At 48.7% G+C, this 23,546-nt stretch carries 13 protein-coding genes and 1 pseudogene; 4 read left to right on the top strand and 10 right to left on the bottom strand.

Annotated features, from left to right (window positions below):
• Positions 1 to 129: 129 nt before the first annotated feature.
• Complete coding sequence (acnB, locus tag D3795_RS10855; RefSeq protein ID WP_156268666.1) at positions 130 to 2,718, bottom strand: bifunctional aconitate hydratase 2/2-methylisocitrate dehydratase; 2,589 nt, start codon at positions 2,716 to 2,718, stop codon at positions 130 to 132.
• Between the two features lie 341 nt (positions 2,719 to 3,059).
• Here acnB and D3795_RS10850 point away from each other — a divergent pair, with 341 nt between their 5' ends.
• The gene (locus D3795_RS10850; protein ID WP_156268664.1) at positions 3,060 to 3,374 is read left to right on the top strand and encodes a hypothetical protein; all 315 of its coding nucleotides are present in this window, start codon (positions 3,060 to 3,062) and stop codon (positions 3,372 to 3,374) included.
• A gap of 156 nt (positions 3,375 to 3,530) precedes the next feature.
• On the opposite strand, the gene D3795_RS10845 is transcribed toward D3795_RS10850, so the two are convergent.
• Positions 3,531 to 4,403: a LysR family transcriptional regulator gene (locus D3795_RS10845; protein ID WP_156268662.1), complete on the bottom strand. Its 873-nt coding sequence runs from the start codon at positions 4,401 to 4,403 to the stop codon at positions 3,531 to 3,533.
• Positions 4,404 to 4,687: 284 nt separating this feature from the next.
• On the opposite strand from D3795_RS10845, the gene D3795_RS10840 reads away from it, so the two are divergent.
• From D3795_RS10840 to D3795_RS10830, 3 genes are read left to right on the top strand one after another with little or no spacing between them, the layout of a single operon-like run.
• On the top strand, positions 4,688 to 5,779 hold the full coding sequence (locus D3795_RS10840; protein ID WP_156268660.1) for an efflux RND transporter periplasmic adaptor subunit: 1,092 nt from the start codon (positions 4,688 to 4,690) through the stop codon (positions 5,777 to 5,779).
• Positions 5,779 to 8,850 (top strand): efflux RND transporter permease subunit, encoded by a 3,072-nt coding sequence (locus D3795_RS10835; protein ID WP_156269108.1) that lies wholly within the window; start codon positions 5,779 to 5,781, stop codon positions 8,848 to 8,850. Before D3795_RS10840 ends, D3795_RS10835 begins: the two co-directional genes overlap by 1 nt.
• Complete coding sequence (locus D3795_RS10830) at positions 8,847 to 9,599, top strand: 3',5'-cyclic-nucleotide phosphodiesterase (protein WP_156268658.1); 753 nt, start codon at positions 8,847 to 8,849, stop codon at positions 9,597 to 9,599. The genes D3795_RS10835 and D3795_RS10830 overlap by 4 nt, the downstream gene beginning before the upstream one ends.
• On the opposite strand, the gene D3795_RS10825 is transcribed toward D3795_RS10830, so the two are convergent.
• From D3795_RS10825 to pdhR, 8 genes and pseudogenes are all read right to left on the bottom strand, one after another.
• On the bottom strand, positions 9,596 to 12,727 hold the full coding sequence (locus tag D3795_RS10825; RefSeq protein ID WP_156268656.1) for an efflux RND transporter permease subunit: 3,132 nt from the start codon (positions 12,725 to 12,727) through the stop codon (positions 9,596 to 9,598). The genes D3795_RS10830 and D3795_RS10825 overlap by 4 nt on opposite strands.
• On the bottom strand, positions 12,708 to 13,937 hold the full coding sequence (locus D3795_RS10820; RefSeq protein WP_156268654.1) for an efflux RND transporter periplasmic adaptor subunit: 1,230 nt from the start codon (positions 13,935 to 13,937) through the stop codon (positions 12,708 to 12,710). The genes D3795_RS10825 and D3795_RS10820 overlap by 20 nt, the downstream gene beginning before the upstream one ends.
• A 66-nt stretch (positions 13,938 to 14,003) precedes the next feature.
• A complete protein-coding gene (locus tag D3795_RS10815; protein ID WP_156268652.1) occupies positions 14,004 to 14,372 on the bottom strand; it encodes a hypothetical protein in 369 nt (122 codons plus the stop codon).
• A gap of 80 nt (positions 14,373 to 14,452) precedes the next feature.
• Positions 14,453 to 16,525, bottom strand: a complete 2,073-nt coding sequence (locus D3795_RS10810; RefSeq protein WP_156268650.1) for a M13 family metallopeptidase — start codon at positions 16,523 to 16,525, stop codon at positions 14,453 to 14,455.
• 192 nt (positions 16,526 to 16,717) lie between these two features.
• Positions 16,718 to 18,142 carry a dihydrolipoyl dehydrogenase gene (gene lpdA / locus D3795_RS10805; protein ID WP_156268648.1) on the bottom strand — a complete coding sequence of 475 codons (1,425 nt, stop codon included), beginning with the start codon at positions 18,140 to 18,142 and terminating at the stop codon, positions 16,718 to 16,720.
• Positions 18,143 to 18,211: 69 nt separating this feature from the next.
• On the bottom strand, positions 18,212 to 19,951 hold the full coding sequence (gene aceF, locus D3795_RS10800; protein WP_156268646.1) for a dihydrolipoyllysine-residue acetyltransferase: 1,740 nt from the start codon (positions 19,949 to 19,951) through the stop codon (positions 18,212 to 18,214).
• A 21-nt stretch (positions 19,952 to 19,972) separates the two neighbouring features.
• Positions 19,973 to 22,646, bottom strand: a pseudogene (aceE, locus tag D3795_RS10795) (pyruvate dehydrogenase (acetyl-transferring), homodimeric type).
• Between the two features lie 10 nt (positions 22,647 to 22,656).
• On the bottom strand, positions 22,657 to 23,412 hold the full coding sequence (pdhR, locus tag D3795_RS10790; RefSeq protein WP_126759511.1) for a pyruvate dehydrogenase complex transcriptional repressor PdhR: 756 nt from the start codon (positions 23,410 to 23,412) through the stop codon (positions 22,657 to 22,659).
• Positions 23,413 to 23,546: the final 134 nt, after the last annotated feature.

The raw sequence follows: 23,546 nt of genomic DNA, 5'->3' as shown, positions 1-23,546 counted from the left end.
AAGATTATGCAAAGATTGAGTTATGGCAAGCGAAATTTATAACTTTTGTTTAAGGGGTTGAAATTTTTGAGAAAAAAAAGGAGCTCGGGGAGAGCTCCTTTTCAAGACTAACGTTATGCTACGTTAACATTACGCTACGTTAATGGTTGGGATGATGTTGGCTTTGGCGGCGGCTTCTGCCTCGCGGAAAGCGTCCATCTGATCGAAGTTCAAGTACTTGTAAACTTCGCCAGCCATGGCGTTAATGTCTTGTGCGTATTCCATGTACTCTGCAGGCGTTGGCAATTTGCCTAAGATAGCGCCTACCGCAGCTAATTCCGCTGAAGTTAAGTACACGTTGGCACCATCACCTAAACGATTCGGGAAGTTACGCGTTGAAGTCGACAACACCGTTGTGCCTGCCTCGACACGTGCTTGGTTACCCATACACAGTGAACAGCCTGGCATTTCAGTACGTACGCCGTTGTTCGCATAGATGTTGTAGTAACCTTCTTCACGTAACTGCGCTTCGTCCATCTTCGTTGGTGGTGCAATCCACAAACGCGTGTTCAGCTCTTGGGTGTTCTTCTCAAGTAACTTACCGGCGGCACGGAAATGACCGATGTTGGTCATACATGAACCAATGAACACTTCGTCAACTTTATCGCCAGCAACTTCGCTTAAGAATTTCGCATCGTCTGGGTCGTTCGGGCAACAAACGATTGGCTCTTTGATATCTGCCAAATCAATTTCAATCACTGCCGTGTATTCGGCGTCAGCATCAGCACGCATTAATTGCGGGTTCGCTAACCACTCTTCCATCTTACGCGCACGACGCTCAAGCGTACGTGAATCACCGTAGCCTTCGTTGATCATCCAACGCAACATAGTGATGTTTGAACGCAAGTACTCAGCAACAGACTCTTCTGACAAGTTGATGGTACAACCTGCAGCTGAACGCTCTGCTGACGCGTCTGATAATTCGAACGCTTGCTCAACCGTTAAGTGATCTAAACCTTCAATTTCAAGAATGCGACCAGAGAAGATGTTCTTCTTACCGCGTTTTTCAACAGTTAGTAAGCCTTCTTTGATTGCGAACGCAGGAATGGCGTGTACTAAGTCACGTAATGTAATACCTGGCTGCATTTCGCCTTTGAAGCGCACCAAAACTGATTCAGGCATATCCAGCGGCATCACACCAGTGGCTGCTGCGAAAGCGACTAAGCCTGAACCCGCTGGGAATGAAATACCCAATGGGAAACGGGTGTGTGAGTCACCACCAGTACCAACGGTGTCTGGTAACAACATACGGTTCAACCAGCTGTGGATGATACCGTCGCCTGGACGCAAGCTAACACCACCACGGTTCATAATGAAGTCAGGCAACGTATGCTGAGTTTCAATATCCACTGGCTTCGGATAAGCTGCCGTGTGACAGAATGACTGCATGGTCAAATCAGCGGTAAAGCCTAAACATGCTAAGTCTTTCAACTCGTCACGGGTCATTGGTCCGGTGGTATCTTGTGAACCAACAGTCGTCATTTTCGGTTCGCAATAAGTACCAGGACGCACGCCTTCCATACCACAAGCTTTACCAACCATCTTCTGCGCTAAGGTATAACCTTTGCCAGTATCTGCTGGTTGCTCGGGCTTCAAGAACAGATCAGATGGACCCATTCCTAAAGATTCGCGCGCTTTTTCAGTCAAACCACGACCGATGATCAGGTTAATACGACCGCCAGCACGAACTTCATCAAGAATCACGCGTGATGCGTAGTCGTACTCAGCGATAATGTCGCCCGCTTCATTTTCAATTTTGCCGGCATATGGGTAAATGGTGATCACATCACCCATGTTCATTTTTTCAACGTCAGCTTCAAACACCAACGCGCCTGCGTCTTTCATGGTGTTGAAGAAGATTGGTGCAACTTTGCCACCAATACAAATACCGCCAGCGCGCTTGTTTGGCGTGCCTGGCATGTCTTCGCCGATGAACCAAAGTACTGAGTTCGTCGCTGACTTACGTGATGAACCGGTACCAACAACGTCACCGACGAACGCTACTGGGTGACCTTTTTGCTTCAGCTCTTCAATTTGCTTCGCCGCATCAGTCACGCCTTCGCGAGGCATTTTGTACATGGCTTTGGCGTGCAAAGGAATATCTGGACGCGACCATGCATCTGGTGCTGGTGACAAATCGTCCGTGTTGGTTTCGCCTGTTACTTTAAATACGGTCGCTTTAATGGCTTCAGGCATTTCGTCACGGCTTGTGAACCACTCGGCATCAGCCCATGATTCAATGACTTCTTTCGCCAACGCATTGCCGTTTTTCATTTTCTCTTCCACGTCGTGGAAGGCATCAAACATCAACAACGTGTGCTTTAATTCTGCCGCAGCTAGCTCGCCTAGTTCTGCGTCATCTAATAGCTCTACCAATGTCACGATGTTGTAACCGCCATGCATGTTACCAAGCAATGATACCGCGGCATCTTTGCTAATAACTGGGCTGCTGGTTTCGCCTTTGACGATGGCTGACAAGAAGCCTGCTTTAACGTACGCCGCTTCGTCAACGCCAGGAGGAACGCGCTCAGAAATGAGCTCAACCAAGAAATCTTCTTCACCGGCTGGTGGGTTCTTCAATAATTCTACTAAATCAGCAACTTGCTCTGCTGTCAGTGGTTTTGGCGGAATGCCTTCTGCGGCCCGCTCTTCGACATGCTTACGATATTCTTGCAGCACTGGGTACCCCTTTTGCTGTTGCGGTTTAAAAGTGCGCGGAATTATACGAGGTTTTGTGGCTGAATTAAATTCATAAGAGGATATATGCATCAATCTTTGCGATAAAAGCTGTGAATGAAGTGCAAAAACGTTATTCGTTATTCGTTATTCGAAAAAGCGAAACACGAAACACCAAAGCTAACGCACACAGAAGTGAGCTAATTCGTATTTAATCTATCCAGAGAGCCAAGCACACGAATAACCAATAACGAACAACCAGTAACGATTATTTACAATTGTGACATAAACCTTTCACAGTTTTAGACTATCTTAATACATGACATCTCGTGGGGGGATTAGTCATGAACACATCCATTTTGAAAGGTCTTTTTTTAGCTGCAGCAATAACATCTGCAGCACCTGTCGCAGCTGAATCTGTTGAATCAGCTAATATGCAAGTGTATCGCTTTGTTTATTCTGCAGAGCGCGCCGTCGGTAGCTGGGATCATAGTGTTGATGTTGCGCGCAATGACATTCGCAACGAAACCGCAAGTGATATTAAAAGCGAATCTCTATTGAGTTTGCAAAACAGCGGTACGGAGCTTCGAACACAATTCGGTTACGCTATTTATATTCCAGAGCCGAAGCCGCGTTTAATCTGGAAGAAACTCGTTTAACTTCGTTATTCGTTTTTCGTTAATCGTTATTGGTTACTCGTGAATTTGGCTCGCTCGATAGCTCTGATTCAAGTTTACTCGTTTTTCTGTGCGCTAGCCTTTGTGTTTCGTGTTTAGCTTTTCGAATAACGACTAACGAATAACGAACAACGCTCTTCAAAAGTGGTCCCAAATTATTTGGGCGGCGGGGCCGGCGATTCGCTCTGCTGAACGCACCAAATGCACCTCTAAATGAACCTGATTAATGAAATCTGGAATGTCGATGCGAATCAGATCGCCGCGCGCCAGCTCATCCACAATAATATCGCCAGGCACAATGCCCCACCCCATTCCAGCGACAAGAAGTTCACGTTGTGCAATGGAGTCATTCACGCGTATGCGCTGTTGCCCCGGCATCCGAATCATTCTATCGAGGTTAATACCGACATCTTGATTTTGCGGCATGAGCATGGGGATATCGAGTAAGTCTCGGCGTTGTTTAGGCAAACCATATTTGGCGGCTAAACTAGGCGACATTGCCACTAACAGTTCAAAGGGCCGCACGAGTTTGGTTTCAAAGTCGCCATGTTGACGAAACACTGGCAGCCATGGCGTTAATGCCAAATCGGCTTCCCCTTCGCGTACGGCACGCAACGAACGAAGTTGTGCTTCGCCATTGAGTAATAAATCGGTTGCCGGATAACGCTCTTGCACGGCGCGCATTGCCTTAAATAAACTCGCCGGAGCACAGGTATGATCATAGGAAATGCGCAGCAGCGGCTCGGCTCCTTCGCGCAGTTGTTGCGTCAAACTTTGAAGCCGTTGCTGTTGCCTGAGTACCTCTCGCGCCTGTCGCAGAAACTGTTCGCCAAAAGCGGTGAGCTTCAAACGATAACCATCACGGTCAAATAGCGGAAAACCTGCCTCGTCCTCAAGCTTTTTAAGTGCCATACTGACAGCAGCTTGCGTTCGGTGTAGCTGCTCAGCGGCTCCTTGCAATGTGCCGGTTTCACTCAACGCATTGAGCATTTGTAGCTGCTGTATTTTCATAAGGCACAATCCATAAGGCACTATCTTATTAAGTTTATCTGAATATGTAGTCAAGATTAATTCAATATAAATTAATATGAGAAAGGCTACAATGCGTTAATCGTTATTGGTTATTCGTTATTCGAAAAAGCAAAAACACGAAACACGAAACACGAAACACAAAAAATAGCACACACAGAAGTGAGCTAATTCGTATTTAATTTATCGAGCGAGCCAAACTAACGAATAACGATTAACGAATAACGATTAACGAATAACGAATAACGTTTAATCAAGGAGAATTTATGCGTATTCAGGCTTTACTACTCACCGGCGTGGCCGCCCTGCTCGCTAACCTCGTTGGCTGCGGTGATGTCGCCGAGACAGCGGCGCGCGAGGAAATTGTGCAGCCAGTGAAACTTCATACGGTGAATTTTTCTGATGACCAGCGTTTACGGCAATTCCCGGCGGTGGTAGAGGCTGCGCAGGTCGCGCAATTGGCATTTCGAGTTGGTGGTGAAATTACTGAATTTCCGGTGAAGGCTGGTAACGAAGTGAAGCAAGGCGAATTGATTGCCAAACTTGACCCGACCGATTATCAGCTGGTGTTAGACCAAGCTCAGGCGCGGTTTGAGTTGGCGCAGGCACAATTTCGTCGTACTGAAAATTTGGTAGAACAAGGCGTTATTTCTCCGCAACAGTTTGATGAAGTGAAATCGAATTTAGAGGTAGCAAGGGCAAACCTCGAAACAGCGCGAGCCAATGTGCGGTATACCGAGTTACGAGCGCCTTTTGCAGGCACCATTGCACATGTTTTTGTGGAACGCTATGAAACCGTGCAACCGCAACGGGCAATTGCCACGTTACAAATGAACAATGCAATTGATGTCAGTATTCGGGTGCCTGAAGGTTTGTTCGCTCGTGTTCAACGCAACACGAATTACCAGCCGGATGTGATTTTTGCAGCGGCGCCCGAGCTTAAATTTAAGGCGACGTTAAAAGAGTGGGATACCACAGCGGATCCTGCTACTAACACCTACAAGGTCGTGTTTACCCTACCAACACCAGAAAATCTGAATGTATTGCCAGGTATGTCGGCGATGGTGTCCGTTGATGCGCAGGCTGTCTCTCAGCAACGCGATGCGGCATTGATCGTGCCTACCTCGGCATTGTTCTCACCAAGCACAAAGGCACCTGAGCACGGCCATTTTGTTTGGGTTTATGACGCAAAAACGCAACGTGTGAATCAGCGTGAAGTGACCGTACGTGCGCTAACCAATCGCGGCGCAGAAATCATTGAAGGGCTTGAGGCAGGTGAGCAAATTGTCATTGCTGGTGTGCATGCCATTTCTGACAAGCAGCGCGTGCGTCCTTGGGTGAAGGAGCGTGGTCTGTGATAAATATTGCTCGCTTCAGTATGAAGCGCAGCACCACCAGTTGGATGCTGTTGCTAATTCTGTTTTTAGGTGGTTTGGTTGCTCTGCAAAATATTGGGCGATTAGAAGATCCTGAATTTACGCTAAAACAAGCGATGGTGATTACGCAGTACCACGGCGCCACTGCACAACAAGTTGAAGAAGAAGTCACTTATCGGCTTGAAAATGCCATTCAAGAGTTGAGTTATGTCGATCATGTTACCTCGGTGTCGCAGCCGGGCTTAAGCCAAATCATGATTGAGATGCACAGTACCTTGCGCAAACATCAAATGCCGCAGGTATGGGATGAATTGCGCCGAAAGGTGAATGATGCGCGCAAAACCTTACCGCCAGGTAGTGGCGAGCCGATGGTGAAAGATGATTTTGCCGATGTGTACGGTATGACCTTTGCGATTAGCGGTGACGGTTATAGTTATCAAGATATTGCTGACTACACCGATTATTTGCGCCGTGAACTCGTGCTGGTGAAAGGTGTTGGCAAAGTCATGGTTTCCGGCAAGCAGAATGAGCAGGTGATTGTTGAAGTTTCGCGCGAAAAGCTCGCAAATTTCGGCATTCCCCCGCAACAATTGGTGAATCTACTCCAGACACAAAATGCTGTCAGTGACGCCGGCAGAGTGCAAGTTGGCAAAGAGCGAATTCGTCTACAAACCAGCGGCGAATTTGACAGCGTGGATGAACTTGCGAATTTGATGATTAGTAACCCTGGTGCCGACGAGCGTATCTTGTTACGTGACGTGGCAACGGTAACGCGCGAATACCAAGAAATTCCAACCCATTTAGTGCGTTACAACGGACGTGATTCGCTGTGGCTGGCGTTGTCTTTTGCTGAAGATGTGAACGTGGTTGAAGTTGGTGCGAGGGTTATGGCGAAGCTTGAAGAGCTTCGCTTTGCACAGCCGGTGGGCATGCAGGTTGATAAAATTTATGACCAACCGTCGGAAGTTGATAACTCGGTCAATAATTTCCTCATCAATCTTGCTGAAGCAGTTGTGATTGTGGTTATTGCGCTACTTCTAACGATGGGCCTGCGCTCAGGTGTTCTCATTGGCGGTGTGCTGCTGATTACGGTACTGGGTAGCTTTATCTTTATGTATTTAATGGATATTCAGTTGCAGCGGGTGTCACTCGGGGCGTTGATCATTGCATTGGGTATGTTGGTTGACAACGCGATTGTGATTGCCGAAGGCATGCTGGTTGGCGTTCGCCGTGGATTATCACGTATTCAAGCAGCTAGTGATGTTGTGCAGCAGAATATCTGGCCGCTACTTGGCGCCACAGCTATTGCCGTGATCGCGTTCGCACCAATTGGGCTGTCTCGCGATGCCAGCGGTGAATACGCGAACTCGCTGTTTTGGGTGTTGTTTATTTCACTGCTGCTGAGTTGGTTTACCGCGATTACGTTGACGCCGTTCTTAGGGAATATTCTTTTCCGCAAAGACGCTCGCGCCCGCTCGGCTCGCGAACAGCCAGAAGACGACGATCATGTTTATAACCACTGGGTGTTTCGCGGTTATCGTGTGATGCTGCACCGTTTTTTAGCGTGGCGCAAAACCACGATTGCGGTGATGTTGCTGTTGTTGGTTGTGGCTGGGTATGGCTTCACCACCATTAAACAATCGTTCTTTCCACCAAGCACGACACCCATGGCGTTTATTGATTTGTGGTATCCGCAAGGCACCGACATTCGTGCCACAGCCCAGCAAGTCAAACAGCTTGAGCACTACCTAAATGAAAAAGCTGACAACGAAGGATTGGTATTCTCGGCAGCAACGATTGGTCAGGGAGCCCCCCGTTTTACGCTCACGTATATGGTGGAAAAATCCTATGAGAGTTATGCCCAACTGATTCTGCGGGCACAAAACACAGAACAACTGGAGCAGATTCTGCTCGATTTCGAAGATTATTTGCGCGCTGAGCAGCCGGATGTTGAGTACAAAATGAAGCCGCTCGAAATGGGCCCTACGCAGACCGCTAAGATTGAGGCGCGTTTCAGTGGTCCAGACCCCGTTGTGTTACGTCAACTTGCCGCGCAAGCGCGAGACGTATTGGCGCACGACTCGGGCGTTCGCAATTTGCGCGATAACTGGCGTCAGCGTACTAAAGTTTTAGAAACCGATTTTAATGAAGCGGCAGCACGCCGGCTTGGCATCACCAAATCAGATGTCGACGATGTACTGAAACGTAACTTCACAGGGCAAACTGTTGGAGTTTATCGCGACGGTACGGAGTTGTTACCGATTGTTGTGCGGGCGCCAGCCAACGAGCGCAGCGATATCGATAACTGGCAAGAACTGCAAGTGTATAGCTCAGCGTTACAGCAGCACGTGCCATTAGGTCAGGTGGTACGTGACGTGACGTTATTGGCAGAGGATAATTTGATTATACGCCGCGACCGCAAACGCACTATTACGGTGATGGCTGATCATGATATTTTTGGTGAAGAAACTCCAGCTATGGTGCTTGCACGTGTTCGACCGGCTATTGAAGCCATTGAATTACCGGCCGGATATGAACTGACGTGGGGCGGCGAGTTTGAAGCCTCCAATAAAGCAACCGGCGCTATCTTCCAAGCACTGCCACTGGCGTTTTTAGTGATGTTTATCATCACGGTGCTGCTGTTTAGTTCGATTCGCCAGGCCGGTGTATTATGGACTACCGTACCTTTAAGTGTGATTGGCGTCACCTTAGGCCTTGTACTGACGAATCAGCCGTTTGGGTTTATGGCATTACTCGGCTTCTTGAGTCTATCTGGCATGTTGATTAAGAACGGCGTGGTGTTACTCGAGCAAGTTCGCGTGGAATTGCACTCCGGCAAAGAGGCGTTGCAGGCTTTGGTCGATGCCTCAGTCAGCCGCGTGCGGCCAGTTACGATGACGGCAGCAACCACGATTGTTGGTATGATCCCATTGTTGTTTGACGACTTTTTTGTCAGCATGGCAGTGGTTATCATGTTCGGCCTCGGCTTCGCCACCCTGTTAACCTTGGTGGTGGTTCCTGTCATGTATGCTTTGGTGATGCGCGTTAAATGAACATTCATGCGTTAGGTGCCAGTGGTGGCTTAGGTGGTCTCACTGGCAGCACTTGCTTGCAAGTGAATGAATCGATCTTGATTGATGCCGGTACAGGCGTCACGCAACTGTTGCTGAAACAAATGCAGCAGGTGCGCCATATTTTTCTAAGCCATAGCCACAGCGATCATATCTGCTGTTTACCGATGTTGCTGGGTAATCTATTTAATGTTGCCGATGCTGGTACGCCGGTTACTGTTTATGGCTCGCAGGACACCTTAGAAGCCATTCGCGAACATGTTTTTAATTGGGTGATTTGGCCGGATATGCGCGAGTTGCCGTCAAAAGAAAAACCGCTGTTGCGTCTACAAGAAATCAATGCCGGTGAACAAATTTGGATTGATGATGTGTGCATCGAGCCATTTCGAACCTATCACACCGTACCCACGTTCGGTTTTGCTATTCGCAAAGACAACCAAACCACAGCGTTTGTGGCCGATACGGGGTATGCCGAGAGCGTGATTGAGAATATCAACGCCCTAGGCTCGCTCGATGACATCATTTTCGAATGTTCATTTCCGAATGAGCTCGAAGCGATTGCCCACCAGTCTTGTCATCTTACACCGCAGTTATGCTTGCAGTTATTGGAAGGGCTGCATAAGCAGCCCCGCCGAGTTTGGATTAATCACTTGAAGCCCGATGTGGCTGATGCTGTACATAAACAACTTCGAGAGGTTCAGCCACCGCAAGGGTGGCAAGTGCTGCTTTAAACGTTATTGGTTATTCGAAGTTTGTAACGGTGGTAGAGCCAATAGACAGCTGGTAGCACGAATAGGCTTAATAATGGTGCGGCGACCATGCCGCCGATCATTGGTGCGGCAATGCGCTGCATCACTTCGCTACCGGTACCATGGGTTAACATGATTGGTAGCAACCCGGCAATGATGGTGATCACTGTCATGGCCTTCGGGCGCACTCGTTGTACCGCACCTTCCATAATCGCATCATGCAAACCTTGCTCAGAACGTGATTGACTATCGCGCCATGCATTGTTCAGATACAACAGCATCACCACGCCGAACTCGGCGGCAACGCCTGCCAACGCAATCATACCGACGACGACGGCAATCGATAGGTTGTAACCAAGCAGCCAGATAAACCAGAGGCTACCAGCCAGTGCGAGTGGTAACGTTGCCATAATCAACACCGCTTGTTTAAATGAGCGGAATGTCAGATACAGCAAAATCAAAATAACCGCGAGGGTCACCGGTACGACTTCTTTGAGTTTGGCTTGTACACGTTCAATCGATTCATACTGCCCCGACCAACTCACGCTATAACGCGGTGGCAGTTGGTACTCACTCACCACAGGTTGAGCCGCTGCTAAGACATCACTAACGGCAACATCATCGGCAACATCGACGAAAATCCAACCAGTAGGACGCGCATTTTCACTACGGATCATCGCCGGCCCTTCGGTCACTTCCACACTCGCAACCTGCTCAAGCGTGACCCAAGCGCCATCTTGACTAACCAATGGTAGCGTTTTCAAGCGTTCAACATGGTCGCGCTCAGCACGTGGATAACGTAACGTGATTGGGTAGCGTTCAGTCCCTTCAACGGTTTCTGCAATTGTCGCACCACCGATACCAAATTGAATGGCGGTTTGAATATCCGCTTGACTCAATCCGTAACGCGCCGCTTTGGTAAGATCAGGACGAATTTCGATATAACGACCACTCGCTGGGCGTTCAGCAAAAACAGATTTGATTCCCTTAACGTTTTGCAGACGTTGTTCAAGATCAGCGCCAATACGCTGAATTTCGCTTAATTCAGGTCCCGCAATTTTTAACCCCAGAGGCGTTTTCAACCCTGTTGAGAGCATATCAATACGTGTCTTGATCGGTTGTACCCACGCATTGGTAATGCCTGGCACGCGCACGGTTGCATCAAGCTCGGCGATGATGTCGTGAATGGTGATACCTTCGCGCCATTCACTTTGCGGCTTTAACTGAATAGTGGTTTCCAACATGGTTAACGGCGCTGGATCGGTTGCCGTTTCTGCACGACCTGTTTTACCAAACACGGTATCGACTTCAGGTACTTGCTTAATGAGTCGATCGGTTTGTTGCAGTAATTTGCCGACCGCCGCGGGGCTAATGCCCGGCATCGTTGTCGGCATGTACAGTAAATCGCCTTCTTGCATCGTTGGCATAAACTCGCTGCCAAGCTTACTGTACGGATAGTAAGCACTTACCGCCGCCAGTATTGCAATGACAATAGTAAACCGCGGCCAGTTCAATACCACGTTCAGTAATGGACGATACACAGCAACCAACAGACGCGTGATTGGGTTGCGCTGTTCACTGATAATTTTACCGCGAACGAAGTAGCCCATGAGCACTGGCACGAGTGTAATTGACAGTAATGCAGCAGCAGCCATGGCAAAGGTTTTGGTATAGGCAAGTGGCGCAAACAGACGCCCTTCTTGCTGCTCTAGAGCAAATACTGGCACGAAACTCAAGGTGATAATCAGCAACGACAAGAATAGCGCAGGGCCTACTTCTGCGGTGGCCTTTGCCATGACTTGCCAGTGCTCAGCGCCTCGCGGTTCGTCACCGTGCTGCTCGCGATAACGCTCGAGATGTTTATGCGCGTTTTCTACCATCACAATCGCTGCATCAACAAGCGCACCAATAGCGATAGCAATACCGCCCAAGCTCATAATGTTGGCATTGATACCTAACCATCGCATGACAATAAAGCTGATGAGTACGGCCAACGGCAACGTAATAATGGCAACCAATGCCGAGCGCATGTGAAGTAAAAACAACACCGTGACAAGCGCCACAAATGCCATTTCTTCAATGAGCTTATTGGTTAAGTTATCTACTGCTCGTTCGATCAGTTGCGAACGGTCGTACACTGGTGTGATTTCGACGCCTTCTGGCAGCCCTTGTTGCAACGTTTTGAGCTTATCGCGTACACGTTCAATGGTGGCTAGCGCATTTTCGCCATGGCGCATCACGACAATACCGCCAACCACTTCACCTTCACCGTTCAATTCTGCAATGCCACGACGACTCAAAGGTCCGCGACGCACAGTCGCCACGTCATCAAGAGTAATTGCACTGCCGGCAGCGCTACGCACGTTCAACGGCAACTGACGCAAATCGTCTAGCGACTGAATGTATCCGGTGCCGCGCACCATAAACTCAGCTTCAGCCATTTCCACAATGCCGCCACCCACCTCTTGATTGGCGGTTTGTATTGCTTGGCGGATATCGGTAATGGTTAACCCGTAAGACTGCAGGCGTTGCGGTTCAATCACCACTTGATAGGCCTGTACCATACCGCCTACCGTTGCGATTTCAGATACACCGCTGACGCTCTGTAGTTCTTGTTTCAAAAACCAGTTTTGTAAGCTGGTCAGTTGGCCAAGATCATGTTTACCAGTGCGATCAGTCAGTACATATTGGAACACCCAGCCTACACCACTAGCATCGGGCCCTAACTCCGGGGTCACTCCCGTTGGAAGTTGTTGTTGCGCTTGACTTAAATACTCAAGCACACGACTGCGCGCCCAGTAAATATCGGTACCGTCTTCAAACAGAATATATAAGTAGGAATCGCCAAAAAACGAGTAACCACGCACCTCTGAGGCGCCCGGAACCGCCAGCATCACATTCGCAAGCGGCCAAGTTACCTGTTCTTCTACCAATTGAGGGGCTTGTCCTGGATAACTCGTTTTAACAATCACCTGTACATCAGAAAGATCAGGAATAGCATCCAGTGGCGTGGTGGTCATAGCGCGCCAACCAAACCATGCCGCAAGAAACGCCGCAATCAATACCAGCATGCGGTTGCGCAGTGAGGCATTAATGATTTGCGTGAGCATCAGTCGCCTCCTGTTCACCCGTTGCACGGCTATTTAACAAGGTCGCTTCAGAGTCGAGCAAGAATTGCCCTGACACAACCACTTGTTCGCCTTCTTCAAGACCGTGCAATATCTCTGCTTGCTCGCCAATCACCAGACCGACATGAACGTCGCGTTGCTCAAAGGTATTGTCGTGGGTTTTCACCATGACACGATTATTGGCGCCGGTCACAATTAAGCTACTAAGCGGAACAGTTAATGCTTCGCGCTTCGGTCCGCCATAGAGTTCAACTTGAGCCTGCATTCCGACCAACAAATTACTGCCGACTTGGCTGTTTGGTAATTTAATTCGCACGCGTTGTGTGCGCGCTTGTGTATCGAGTGACGGATAAATGTACTCAATCTCGGTTTCATAAGCGTTTAAGTTTGCTTGCGGCAAGGTCACATCAACTGGGGCACCAACGCTCAGCCAATCACTATAACGCTCGGGTACATCGGCGATTAACCAAAAACTCTCGTCGCCGGTTAACGTGAACATAGCCAAGCCCGGCTCAACATACATGCCTTCGGCCACATTCAGTTCGGTCACCACCCCAGCTTGCGGTGCAAAAACCGGCACGCGGTACATGATTTCACGGGTTTTCTCAATTTCCTTAATGAGCTGCGGGGCAAAGCCAAGTAGCTCAAGGCGTAGCTTCGCATCACGCAATAATCGGCCATTCACTGCGCCGTTGCTGAGTACTTGTAATAAGTCTTGTTGCGCGACCACTAACTCACGACTGTAAATGTCATACAAGCGGTCACCTTGTTGTACGTGTGTGCCTTCGCTGCGTACATAAAGCTTTTCAACCCAGCCGGACGCTCGGGCGTGCACATGGTGGCGCGCATTGTCGTTCCAAGCCACTTGCGCAATGGTTGGGTAATAGCGCCAGAGCGTATCGTATTGCACGGTGGTGGTGCGAATGGCGAGGTTTTGCTGCATGCTGCCGCTAACTTGTACCGACTTCTCTTCTTGACGTTGACGCGGTTCAAGATCCATACCACAAATTGGGCATGTGCCTGGCTCGTCACTCACAATATGGCTATGCATTGGGCATACATATTCAGTGGCTTGTTTCGATTTTTCGGTCTGTTCGCTATGGTCATGTTTGAGCTCAAACTCTTGCGCATGCCCTTGCGGCACAACCAAAGCGAAGCACAGTACTGCGGTTAGTAAACGTAAAATTGTCATGAGATAACCTGCCAAAATAATAATTAAAACGCACAAACAAAGCTGCTTGCGTGAAACCAGTTTTAATTAGGCAGACATTGGGGGGCGCAATTGGCCTTCTTGACGTGACAACGGCACAGCTTGCAGGCGTGGCCATTGCTCGTAGATAGTCAGATTGGGTTCAAGCTGAACAGCCGCAATCAGGCCACTGGCTGAAGAACTACAATGATGTTGGCAATCGCCACAGCTATTATCACACTCCAAGTGTGCACTTACTGTCACTTGGGCCTGTTCGGTATCACAACAATCATGATTGCCGTGCATGTCAGTCATATCATGATCAGACATTTGATGCATTGATTGAGCTGGTGACATTGGCATAGCATCACCTGCTTGCCCCGCGAACGGCGCTAGCAATAGGCTTACAATAATCATCAGTTTCAATAATGTTTGCATGACAGATAGTATAAACCCACTTCTGGGGTAATTACCAGAAGTGGGTTTTATTACTTGCTAATAGCTCTTACCAGATTCTCTTACCAGATAGTTACGCGCTCTTCTGGCGGCAGGTACAAGTCATCGCCTGGCTTCACATCAAAGGCTTCGTAGAACGCTGGAATGTTTACTACGGTGCCGTTAACACGATAGTCAGCTGGCGAGTGCGGATCACTCAGCACTTGGTTACGAACGAATTCGTCACGTGCTTTGTTTTTCCATACCTGTGCCCAACCTAAGAATACGCGTTGCTCACCGGTAAAACCGTCCATTACTGGCGATTCTTTGCCGTTTAGTGAGTTCACGTAAGCACGGTAAGCAATGGTCAAACCTGCTAAGTCGCCGATGTTTTCACCCAAGGTTAATTTACCGTTGATGAAGGTTTCAGGAATGACTTCATAACCGTCATATTGAGCAGCCAACTGAGCACCACGCGCATCAAATGCCTCGCGGTCGCCATCCGTCCACCAGCTATTCAGGTTACCGTCGCCGTCATACTTCGAACCTTGGTCATCGAAACCGTGACCCAGTTCGTGACCGATAACCGCGCCGATACCGCCGTAATTCACGGCATCTTCAGCATCCATATCAAAGAATGGTGGTTGCAAAATACCTGCTGGGAACACAATCTCATTACGCACTGGGCTGTAATAAGCGTTCACCGTTTGCGGTGTCATGCCCCAATCTTCTTCTTTCACCGGTTGGCCGATTTCAGAGATGCTTTCTTGATAATCAAACGCATAAGAACGCTTGATGTTTTCTACCAAGTTGTCGTCGGTTACAGTCAGTTCTGAATAATCACGCCATTCACTTGGATAACCCACGTATGGCGTGAATTTGCTAAGCTTTTCAAGTGCTTTTTGTTTAGTCTCTTCAGACATCCACTCAAGATCTTTAATTGATTCGCCATAGGCAACAATCAGATTATCAACGAGCTCTTCCATGCGCGCTTTGGCTGCTGGTGGGAAGTATTTTTCAACATAAAGTTGGCCGAGTACTTCGCCCAATGCGTTATCGGTAGCATCAACACCACGCTTCCAACGCGGTTCTTGCTCTGGCGTACCACGTAATACTTTGCCGTAGAATGCAAAGTTACGATCGTTAATTTCTTCGGTTAACACGGATGCGAAACGATTCACAGTACGTAACGTCATGTAGTGTTTCCACGTTTCAACGCTAACATCGTCGAACATGTCGCCAAAGGTTTCAAAATAGCTCAGTTGCGAAACAACATATTTGTCAGCAACATCAATACCGGTAATTTTCGCGTATGTTGGGAAATCAAAGCTACCCATTAGCGCAACCATTTCTTCGGTAGTTTTCGGATTGTAGGTGGCTTCGGCGTCACGGCTTTGCACTCGGCTCCAATGCGCCTCGGCAATTTTCGTTTCAAGCTCTAAAATTGCATCAGCAGCGGCTTCCGCTTGCTCGTAATCAACTAGTGCCAAGACATCTTTGATGTATGCCTTGTAAGCGTTACGAATTTCAACGAATTTCTCTTCGTCTTTCAGATAATAGTCACGATCTGGCAAGCTCAAGCCTGACTGTCCCATGTACAACGCGTTGTAATCAGGGTTCTTTTTGTCGCCATAAACATAAAAACCAAATGGACCGCTCACTCCGATTTTTGCCAGTTCAGCAAAGCGCTCTACGACATCTGCGTGAGTTTCTACTTGGGCAATCGCTTGTAAATCCGCTGCAATTGGGGTGTAGCCAAGGCTGTTGAGTTTTTCAACGTCCATATAGCTATTAAAGAAATCACCAATTTTTTGTGCATTCGAACCCGCTTCAGCGTCTTTCGCTGCTGCCGTTTCAATGAGCGAACGCAAACGTTCTTGGTTGCGCTCACGTAACTCTAAGAAAGAGCCGATGCGTGACTTATCTGCAGGCATTTCAGTATTGTCATACCAAGTGCCGTTCACGAACTGGAACAAGTCATCTTGTGGACGCACGTCGGTATTAAAAGCGTCTAAACGCAAGCCTGACGTTAGCTGTTGCTGCGGTTGCTCTTGCTTGGCCTGCTGGTTTTGTTGTTCAGTTGATTGTTGTGGTGAGCATGCAGCTACACCTAACGCGAGCGCGACGCTCAGCGCAATGGTACTTACTTTGTTCATAGGTTCCCCGTTTTCTTATTGACGAATCGCTTTGTCAGTAAATGTTTAATAACCTTTCTACCTTAAGCCATGCGTCATTTGTTCACAACACAAATGCTATGCGAAGTACCGCATTCGGCAGATTTTTTGTCGCAAATTATTTCAGGAGGGGAAAGAAAAAACCCCGTGAGGTGAGTCACGGGGTTTTGGCAGTTACTTTTTCGCTTTCTTGTTCGGGAGGTCGGTGATTGAGCCTTCGAACACTTCTGCGGCCAAGCCAACTGATTCGTGTAGGGTTGGGTGAGCGTGAATGGTCAATGCGATGTCTTCTGCGTCGCAGCCCATTTCGATAGCCAAACAGATTTCGCCGAGTAACTCACCAGCGTTAGAACCAACAATAGCACCACCAATGATGCGGTTGTTCTTATCGAACAACAACTTGGTGAAGCCGTCGGTTGCGCCTTGCGCAATCGCACGACCAGAAGCTGACCATGGGAATACGGCTGCTTCGTACTCAACGCCTTGCTCTTTCGCTTCTTTCTCAGTCAAGCCAGCCCATGCAACTTCAGGATCCGTATAAGCAATTGAAGGGATCACTTTCGGATCGAAGAAGTGCTTCTTACCAGCGATAACTTCGGCAGCTACATGACCTTCGTGAACCGCTTTGTGTGCCAACATTGGTTGACCAACGATGTCACCGATAGCGAAGATGTTCTTCACGTTGGTGCGCATTTGGTTGTCAACTTCAATGAAGCCACGGTCAGTCACGTTAACGCCAGCATTTTCTGCGCCAAGCTTCTTACCATTCGGTGCACGACCTACTGCAACCAATACCGCGTCATATTTCACTGGTTTCTCAGGCGCTTTGTCGCCTTCAAAAGTCACGTGAATACCATCTTTCTTCGCTTCAACTTTCGCTGCTTTGGTGTTCAACATGATGTTGTCGAACTTCTTAGAAATCGACTTGGTGAAGGCTTTGATGATGTCTTTGTCTGCTGGTGGAATCAGTTGCTCGGTCATTTCAACCACGTCAACTTTTGCACCTAATGCGCTGTAAACACAGCCCATTTCCAAACCGATGATGCCGCCGCCCAAAATCAACATGCGACCTGGTACGAATGGCAGTTCTAGTGCATCGGTTGAATCCCAAATGCGCTCATCGTCGTGCGGCACAAATGGCAGTTTAATTGATTGTGAACCAGCAGCGATAATTGCGTGCTCGAAGTTCACCACGGTTTCGTTGCCGTCTGCGTCTTTCACTTTCAGTTGCTTGTCGCTGGCGAATTCGCCCACGCCATTTACAACTTTCACTTTACGCATTTTCGACATTTGACCTAAGCCACCGGTTAACTGACCGATCACTTTTTCTTTGTGGGTACGAATTTTGTCGAGGTCGATTTTCGGCTCGCCGAATTCAACGCCTTCAGCGCCCATGTGCTTGGCATCTTCAATGTGCTTCGCAATGTGCAACAAAGCTTTTGAAGGAATACAGCCTACGTTCAAGCACACGCCACCTAAGGTGCTGTAGCGCTCAACCAATACGGTTTCTAAACCTAAGTCAGCAGCACGGAATGCTGCAGAGTAACCACCTGGGCCGCCACCGAGAACGACAACTTGGGCCTTCACTTCTTTGCTCATATCAACCTCGTTAGAATTCGGGAAAAACGTTGGGGCTGATTATAACAGCCCCGTGCTCATTTGTTTAATTTATAGAACCAATTTGCGAATATCTGAAAGCACTGCGCTTAAGTACACACTGAAGCGCGCAGCTACAGCGCCATCAATCACGCGGTGGTCATAGCTTAAGCTCAACGGCAACATCAAGCGTGGTTCGAAATCTTTGCCGTTCCATTTCGGCTTCATTTCGCTCTTCGACACACCCAAAATTGCGACGTCAGGCGCATTCACAATTGGTGTAAAGGCTGTACCGCCGATGCCACCAAGGCTAGAAATTGAGAAACAGCCGCCTTGCATGTCTTGAGCTTTCAGCTTGCCATCACGCGCCTTGGCACTGATTTCAAGTAATTCGTCAGACAGTTCGTAGATACCTTTCTTATCAACATCACGAATCACTGGAACCACCAATCCGTTTGGCGTATCCACTGCAATACCGATATGCACGTATTTCTTCATGATGAGGTGCTCGCCATCTTCAGCCAGCGACGAGTTAAATACTGGATACTCGCGCAATGCTTTGGCAACAGCCTTCATGATGAATACCAACGGAGTGATTTTCACACCGTCTTTTTTCTTCGCTTGCAGTTCGTTTTCTTGCTTACGGAACGCTTCTAGCTCGGTGATATCCGCTTCGTCAAATTGCGTAACGTGTGGAATAGTCACCCAGTTGCGATGCAGGTTCGGGCCTGAAATTTTCTGAATGCGCGTTAATGGCACTTCTTCAATTTCACCAAACTTACTGAAATCAACTTTCGGTGGCGCTATCACTTGCAAGCCACCAGCGCCTTGTGCAACGCCACTTGAAGCAGTTGCTTTTGGACGTGACAACTCGTACTTCACATACTCTTGCACGTCTTCTTTTAAGATGCGTTCTTTGCGGCCTGAGCCTTTCACTCGGTTCAAATCAACACCGAACTCATGGGCTAAGCGGCGTACCGCAGGTGATGCATACGCCAAGCCTTCCGCTTTAGACTTCTTGTCCAGCGGGTGATCTGGGACAGGCGGTTTGCGTTCTGCTGATTTGTCTTCACTCTTGCCTGATTCTGATGAATCGGCTTTGGCTGGAGATTTTTCTGCGTCTGCTGAGCCTTGAGATTGGGTGTCAGACCCCGCTGGCGCGGTGTCAGACACCAAGCCAGTCGATACTTCGAGCATTACAACGAGTGAGCCTTGTTTGACTTTGTCGCCGACTTTCACTTCCACCGATTTCACCACACCTGCTTCTGGGCTTGGTACGTCCATGGTTGCTTTGTCAGTTTCGAGCGTGATCAAGCCATCTTCAGCATTAATTTCGTCGCCTTCGCTAACGAGCACCTCAATAACGTCAACTTCACCATCTTCGCCGATGTCTGGGACTGTGACTTCGATGAGCTTTTTCTCGCCTGCTGACTTGTCGTTGTTTGCTGGCTTGCCTTCGTCGGCTGGCTTGCCTTCATCGGCTGATTCAGCTTCGGCTGGTGATTCATCTTCTTCTGCTGAGCCGGTAGATTGGGTGTCAGACCCCGCTTGCGCGGTGTCAGACACCGACTCGGCGGCGGCTTCAAACATCGCTAAAAGGTCGCCTTCTTTGATCTTGTCGCCAACTTTGACTTTCATTTCGGCGATTACGCCTGCAAATGGCGCGGGAATATCCATCGATGCTTTGTCGCTCTCGACGGTAATTAGCGAATCTTCCGCTTCAACGCTATCGCCTTTGTTGACTAGAATCTCGATGACTTCAACTTCATCACCGCCCACATCGGGGGCTTTTACTTCTTTTAAATCTGCCATTATTGCCTCCGCTCCCGTTGCTTACGCGTACAGTGGGTTGATTTTATTGGTATCAATGCCGAAATCTTTGATGGCCTTTTCAACCACCTTGGCATCGATATCGCCCGCTTTCGCCAGCTCAGTCAGCGCAGCTACAGCAATGTATTGCGCGTTCACTTCGAAGTGACGACGTAAGTTTTCACGGCTATCTGAACGACCGAAGCCATCAGTACCTAACACGCGATAAGGCGTTGGCACCCATGCACGAATTTGGTCAGCGTATTGCTTCATGTAATCCGTTGCAGCAATAGTTGGGCCTTTCGCTTTGCTCAATACCTCAGTGACATATGCAGTTTTCTGCTTCTTACCTGGGTGCAACATGTTGTAACGCTCAACGTCATAACCGTCACGCGCCAATTCGTTAAATGAGGTGGCGCTGTAGACCTTAGCGGTAATGCCGAAGTCATCGGCCAACAATTTCGCTGCTTCGCGAACTTGCTGCAATATGGTGCCAGAGCCAACCAATTGCACTTCACCTTTCGCTTTCCCTGAGGCTTTCACAGTTTCGAACTCGTAAATACCTTTCACAATGCCTTCTTCAACACCTTCTGGCATTTCTGGCTGTTGGTAGTTTCTCGTTCATAACAGTGAGATAGTAGAACACGTTTTCTTGTTCACCATACATACGGCGCAAGCCATCTTGCACAATAACGGCTACTTCATAACCGTAGGTTGGGTCATAAGTAATACAGTTTGGTACCGTGTTAAACAAGATATGGCTGCTACCATCTTGGTGCTGCAAACCTTCACCGTTCAAGGTTGTACGACCGGCAGTACCACCGACCAAGAAGCCGCGCGCTTGGCTATCGCCTGCAGCCCACACCAAATCACCCACACGTTGGAAACCAAACATAGAGTAATAGATGTAGAACGGAATCATCGGCTCATTGTTGGTTGAGTAGCTGGTTGCTGCTGCTACCCATGACGCCATTGCGCCAAGCTCGTTGATACCTTCTTGCAATACTTGGCCTTTCTTATCTTCGCGATAGTACGCAACTTGATCAGCGTCTTGCGGCTGATACTTCTGGCCTTGGCTGGAGTAAATACCCACTTGACGGAACAAGCCTTCCATACCAAAAGTACGCGCTTCGTCAGGAATAATTGGGACAATACGTTGACCAATTTTCTTGTCTTTCAACAACGCCGTTAGCACACGTACAAATGCCATGGTACTTGAGATTTCACGGTCACCTGAGCCTTTCGTTACGGCTTCAAATGCTTTCAGCGACGGAATTTCGAGCTCAACATCAGTTTTCGGCAGGCGCTTCGGCATGAAGCCACCAAGCGCTTCACGGCGCTCGCGCATGTACTTCATTTCGTCGCTGTCTTCTGGGAACTTGTACAATGGAATATCTTCAAGTTCGCTGTCTTTGATTGGAATATTGAAACGATCACGGAAGTGTTTGATCGCGTCCATATCCATTTTCTTCACCTGGTGGGCAATGTTTTTACCTTCACCAGCGGCACCCATACCGTAGCCTTTGACGGTTTTCGCAAGAATAACTTGCGGGCGACCTTTGGTGTTTACTGCTTTATGATAAGCCGCATACACTTTCATTGGGTCGTGACCACCACGATTTAAGCGCCAGATATCTTCGTCGGTGAGGTTCGCTACCATGGCCTTGGTTTCTTCTGTTTTACCGAAGAAATGCTCACGGGTATACGCGCCACCTTTTGCTTTATAGTTCTGATACTCACCGTCAACGCTGTCTTGCATGATTTGTGCAAGCTTGCCTTCGGTGTCGCGATACAGCAATGGATCCCAGTAACGGCCCCAAATTACTTTAATAACTTCCCAGCCAGCGCCTCGGAAGGTACCTTCAAGTTCTTGAATGATTTTACCGTTACCACGTACCGGACCATCCAAACGCTGTAAGTTACAGTTGACGATGAAGGTCAGGTTATCGAGACCTTCGCGCGTTGCTAGGCCAATTGCACCCAAGCTTTCTGGCTCATCGACTTCGCCATCACCTAAGAAGCAGTAAACGCGTTGGTTCGAGCAATCTTTAATGCCACGATCAGTTAAATATTTCAGATAGCGTGCTTGATAGATTGCTTGAATTGGACCTAAGCCCATTGATACCGTTGGGAACTGCCAAAAATCAGGCATCAAATGTGGATGCGGATAAGAAGGTACGCCTTTACCATCAACTTCTTGACGGAAGTTATTCAATTGCTCTTCGCTAATGCGACCTTCCAAGTAGGCTCGCGCATAAATTCCCGGCGACACGTGGCCCTGAACAAACAGGTAGTCGCCACCGTCTTGATCAGTCGGTGCACGGAAGAAATGGTTAAAGCCGACATCGTATAACATGGCCGACGATGCGAAACTTGAAATATGACCGCCAAGCTCGAGTTCTTTCTTCGAACCACGCAATACCATTGCCAAAGCGTTCCAGCGAATCGCCGCACGAATACGCGCTTCAATTGTGCGGTCGCCTGGCATGGTTGGCTCTTGGCTTGCTGGAATGGTGTTCAAGTACGCTGTCGTTGCGTTATATGGCAAGTACGCACCACTGCGGCGCGCTTTCTCAATCAGACTTTCAAGCAAGAAATGGCCACGCTCGGGGCCGTCTTCTTCCAACACGACCTCGAGGGCTTCAAGCCACTCGCGCGTTTCTTGCGGGTCGATGTCGTCTTTTAAATGGTCAGTCATACTTCTGTCCTTACCCTTGCTGAGTTCGGCGTAGCGAACGCTGAATTCGTGATTGTTCACGATTCGAGGCGAGCAACGCATGTTCAATATAGGCTAGCAACTGATGACAAGCTTCTCGCGCCTGTTCGGGTTCACCAGCCGTGATGGCAGCAACTATTTGCTGCCGATGTTCATGTAACTGCTGCATGACGCCGGGCTTGTGCGCGAGGTCCTGCAGGTTTTGCTGAATATTTTTCTGCAACAATGGCAGCATACTGCGTACCAAGTGCAATAGGATCACATTGTGCGAGGCTTCGGTAATTCGCAAATTAAACTCGGTCAGTGCCTGCGCCTGTGCGGCAAGCTCCGCGCCGGGGTCTTGCTGTAGCTTCTCAAATGCTGCGTTGATGGCTTCAATATCAGTAGCCGTGCCGCGCATCGCTGCATAATAAGAAGAGATGCCTTCAAGCGCATGACGAAACTCAAGCAAATCAAATTGTGATTCTGGATGTTGCGCCAGTAAGTCTAGCAAAGGTTCGGCAACACGCTCTTGCATGTTATCGCACACGTACGTACCGCCGCCTTGACGTCGCTCAACTAAGCCGCGCGCTTCGAGTTTTTGAATGGCTTCGCGCAAACTTGGGCGTGACACCGAGAACTGTGCCGCGAGATCGCGCTCAGACGGCAACCGCGCTCCAGCTTCGAGCGTGCCGTCGACGATCATGGCTTCGATGCGCTCCATGATGACATCGGAAAGTTTGGTCTGTTGTATGCGCTGGAAAGTCATAGAAAACCCGTTACTGGTTATTCGTTAGTCGTTATTCGTCAGTGGTACTTCGAGTAACGAGCAACCAATAACGAATAACGCTTTTGCTTTTTGGTCATACCAATAGACCAGCATTTTAGATCAGTGACGCGAAA

It is taken from the genome of Pseudidiomarina andamanensis (genome assembly GCF_009734345.1).
Classification (GTDB): domain Bacteria; phylum Pseudomonadota; class Gammaproteobacteria; order Enterobacterales; family Alteromonadaceae; genus Pseudidiomarina; species Pseudidiomarina andamanensis.
Note: the sequence above shows the minus strand (reverse complement) of the source record. Positions and strands in the feature narration are given on the sequence as shown.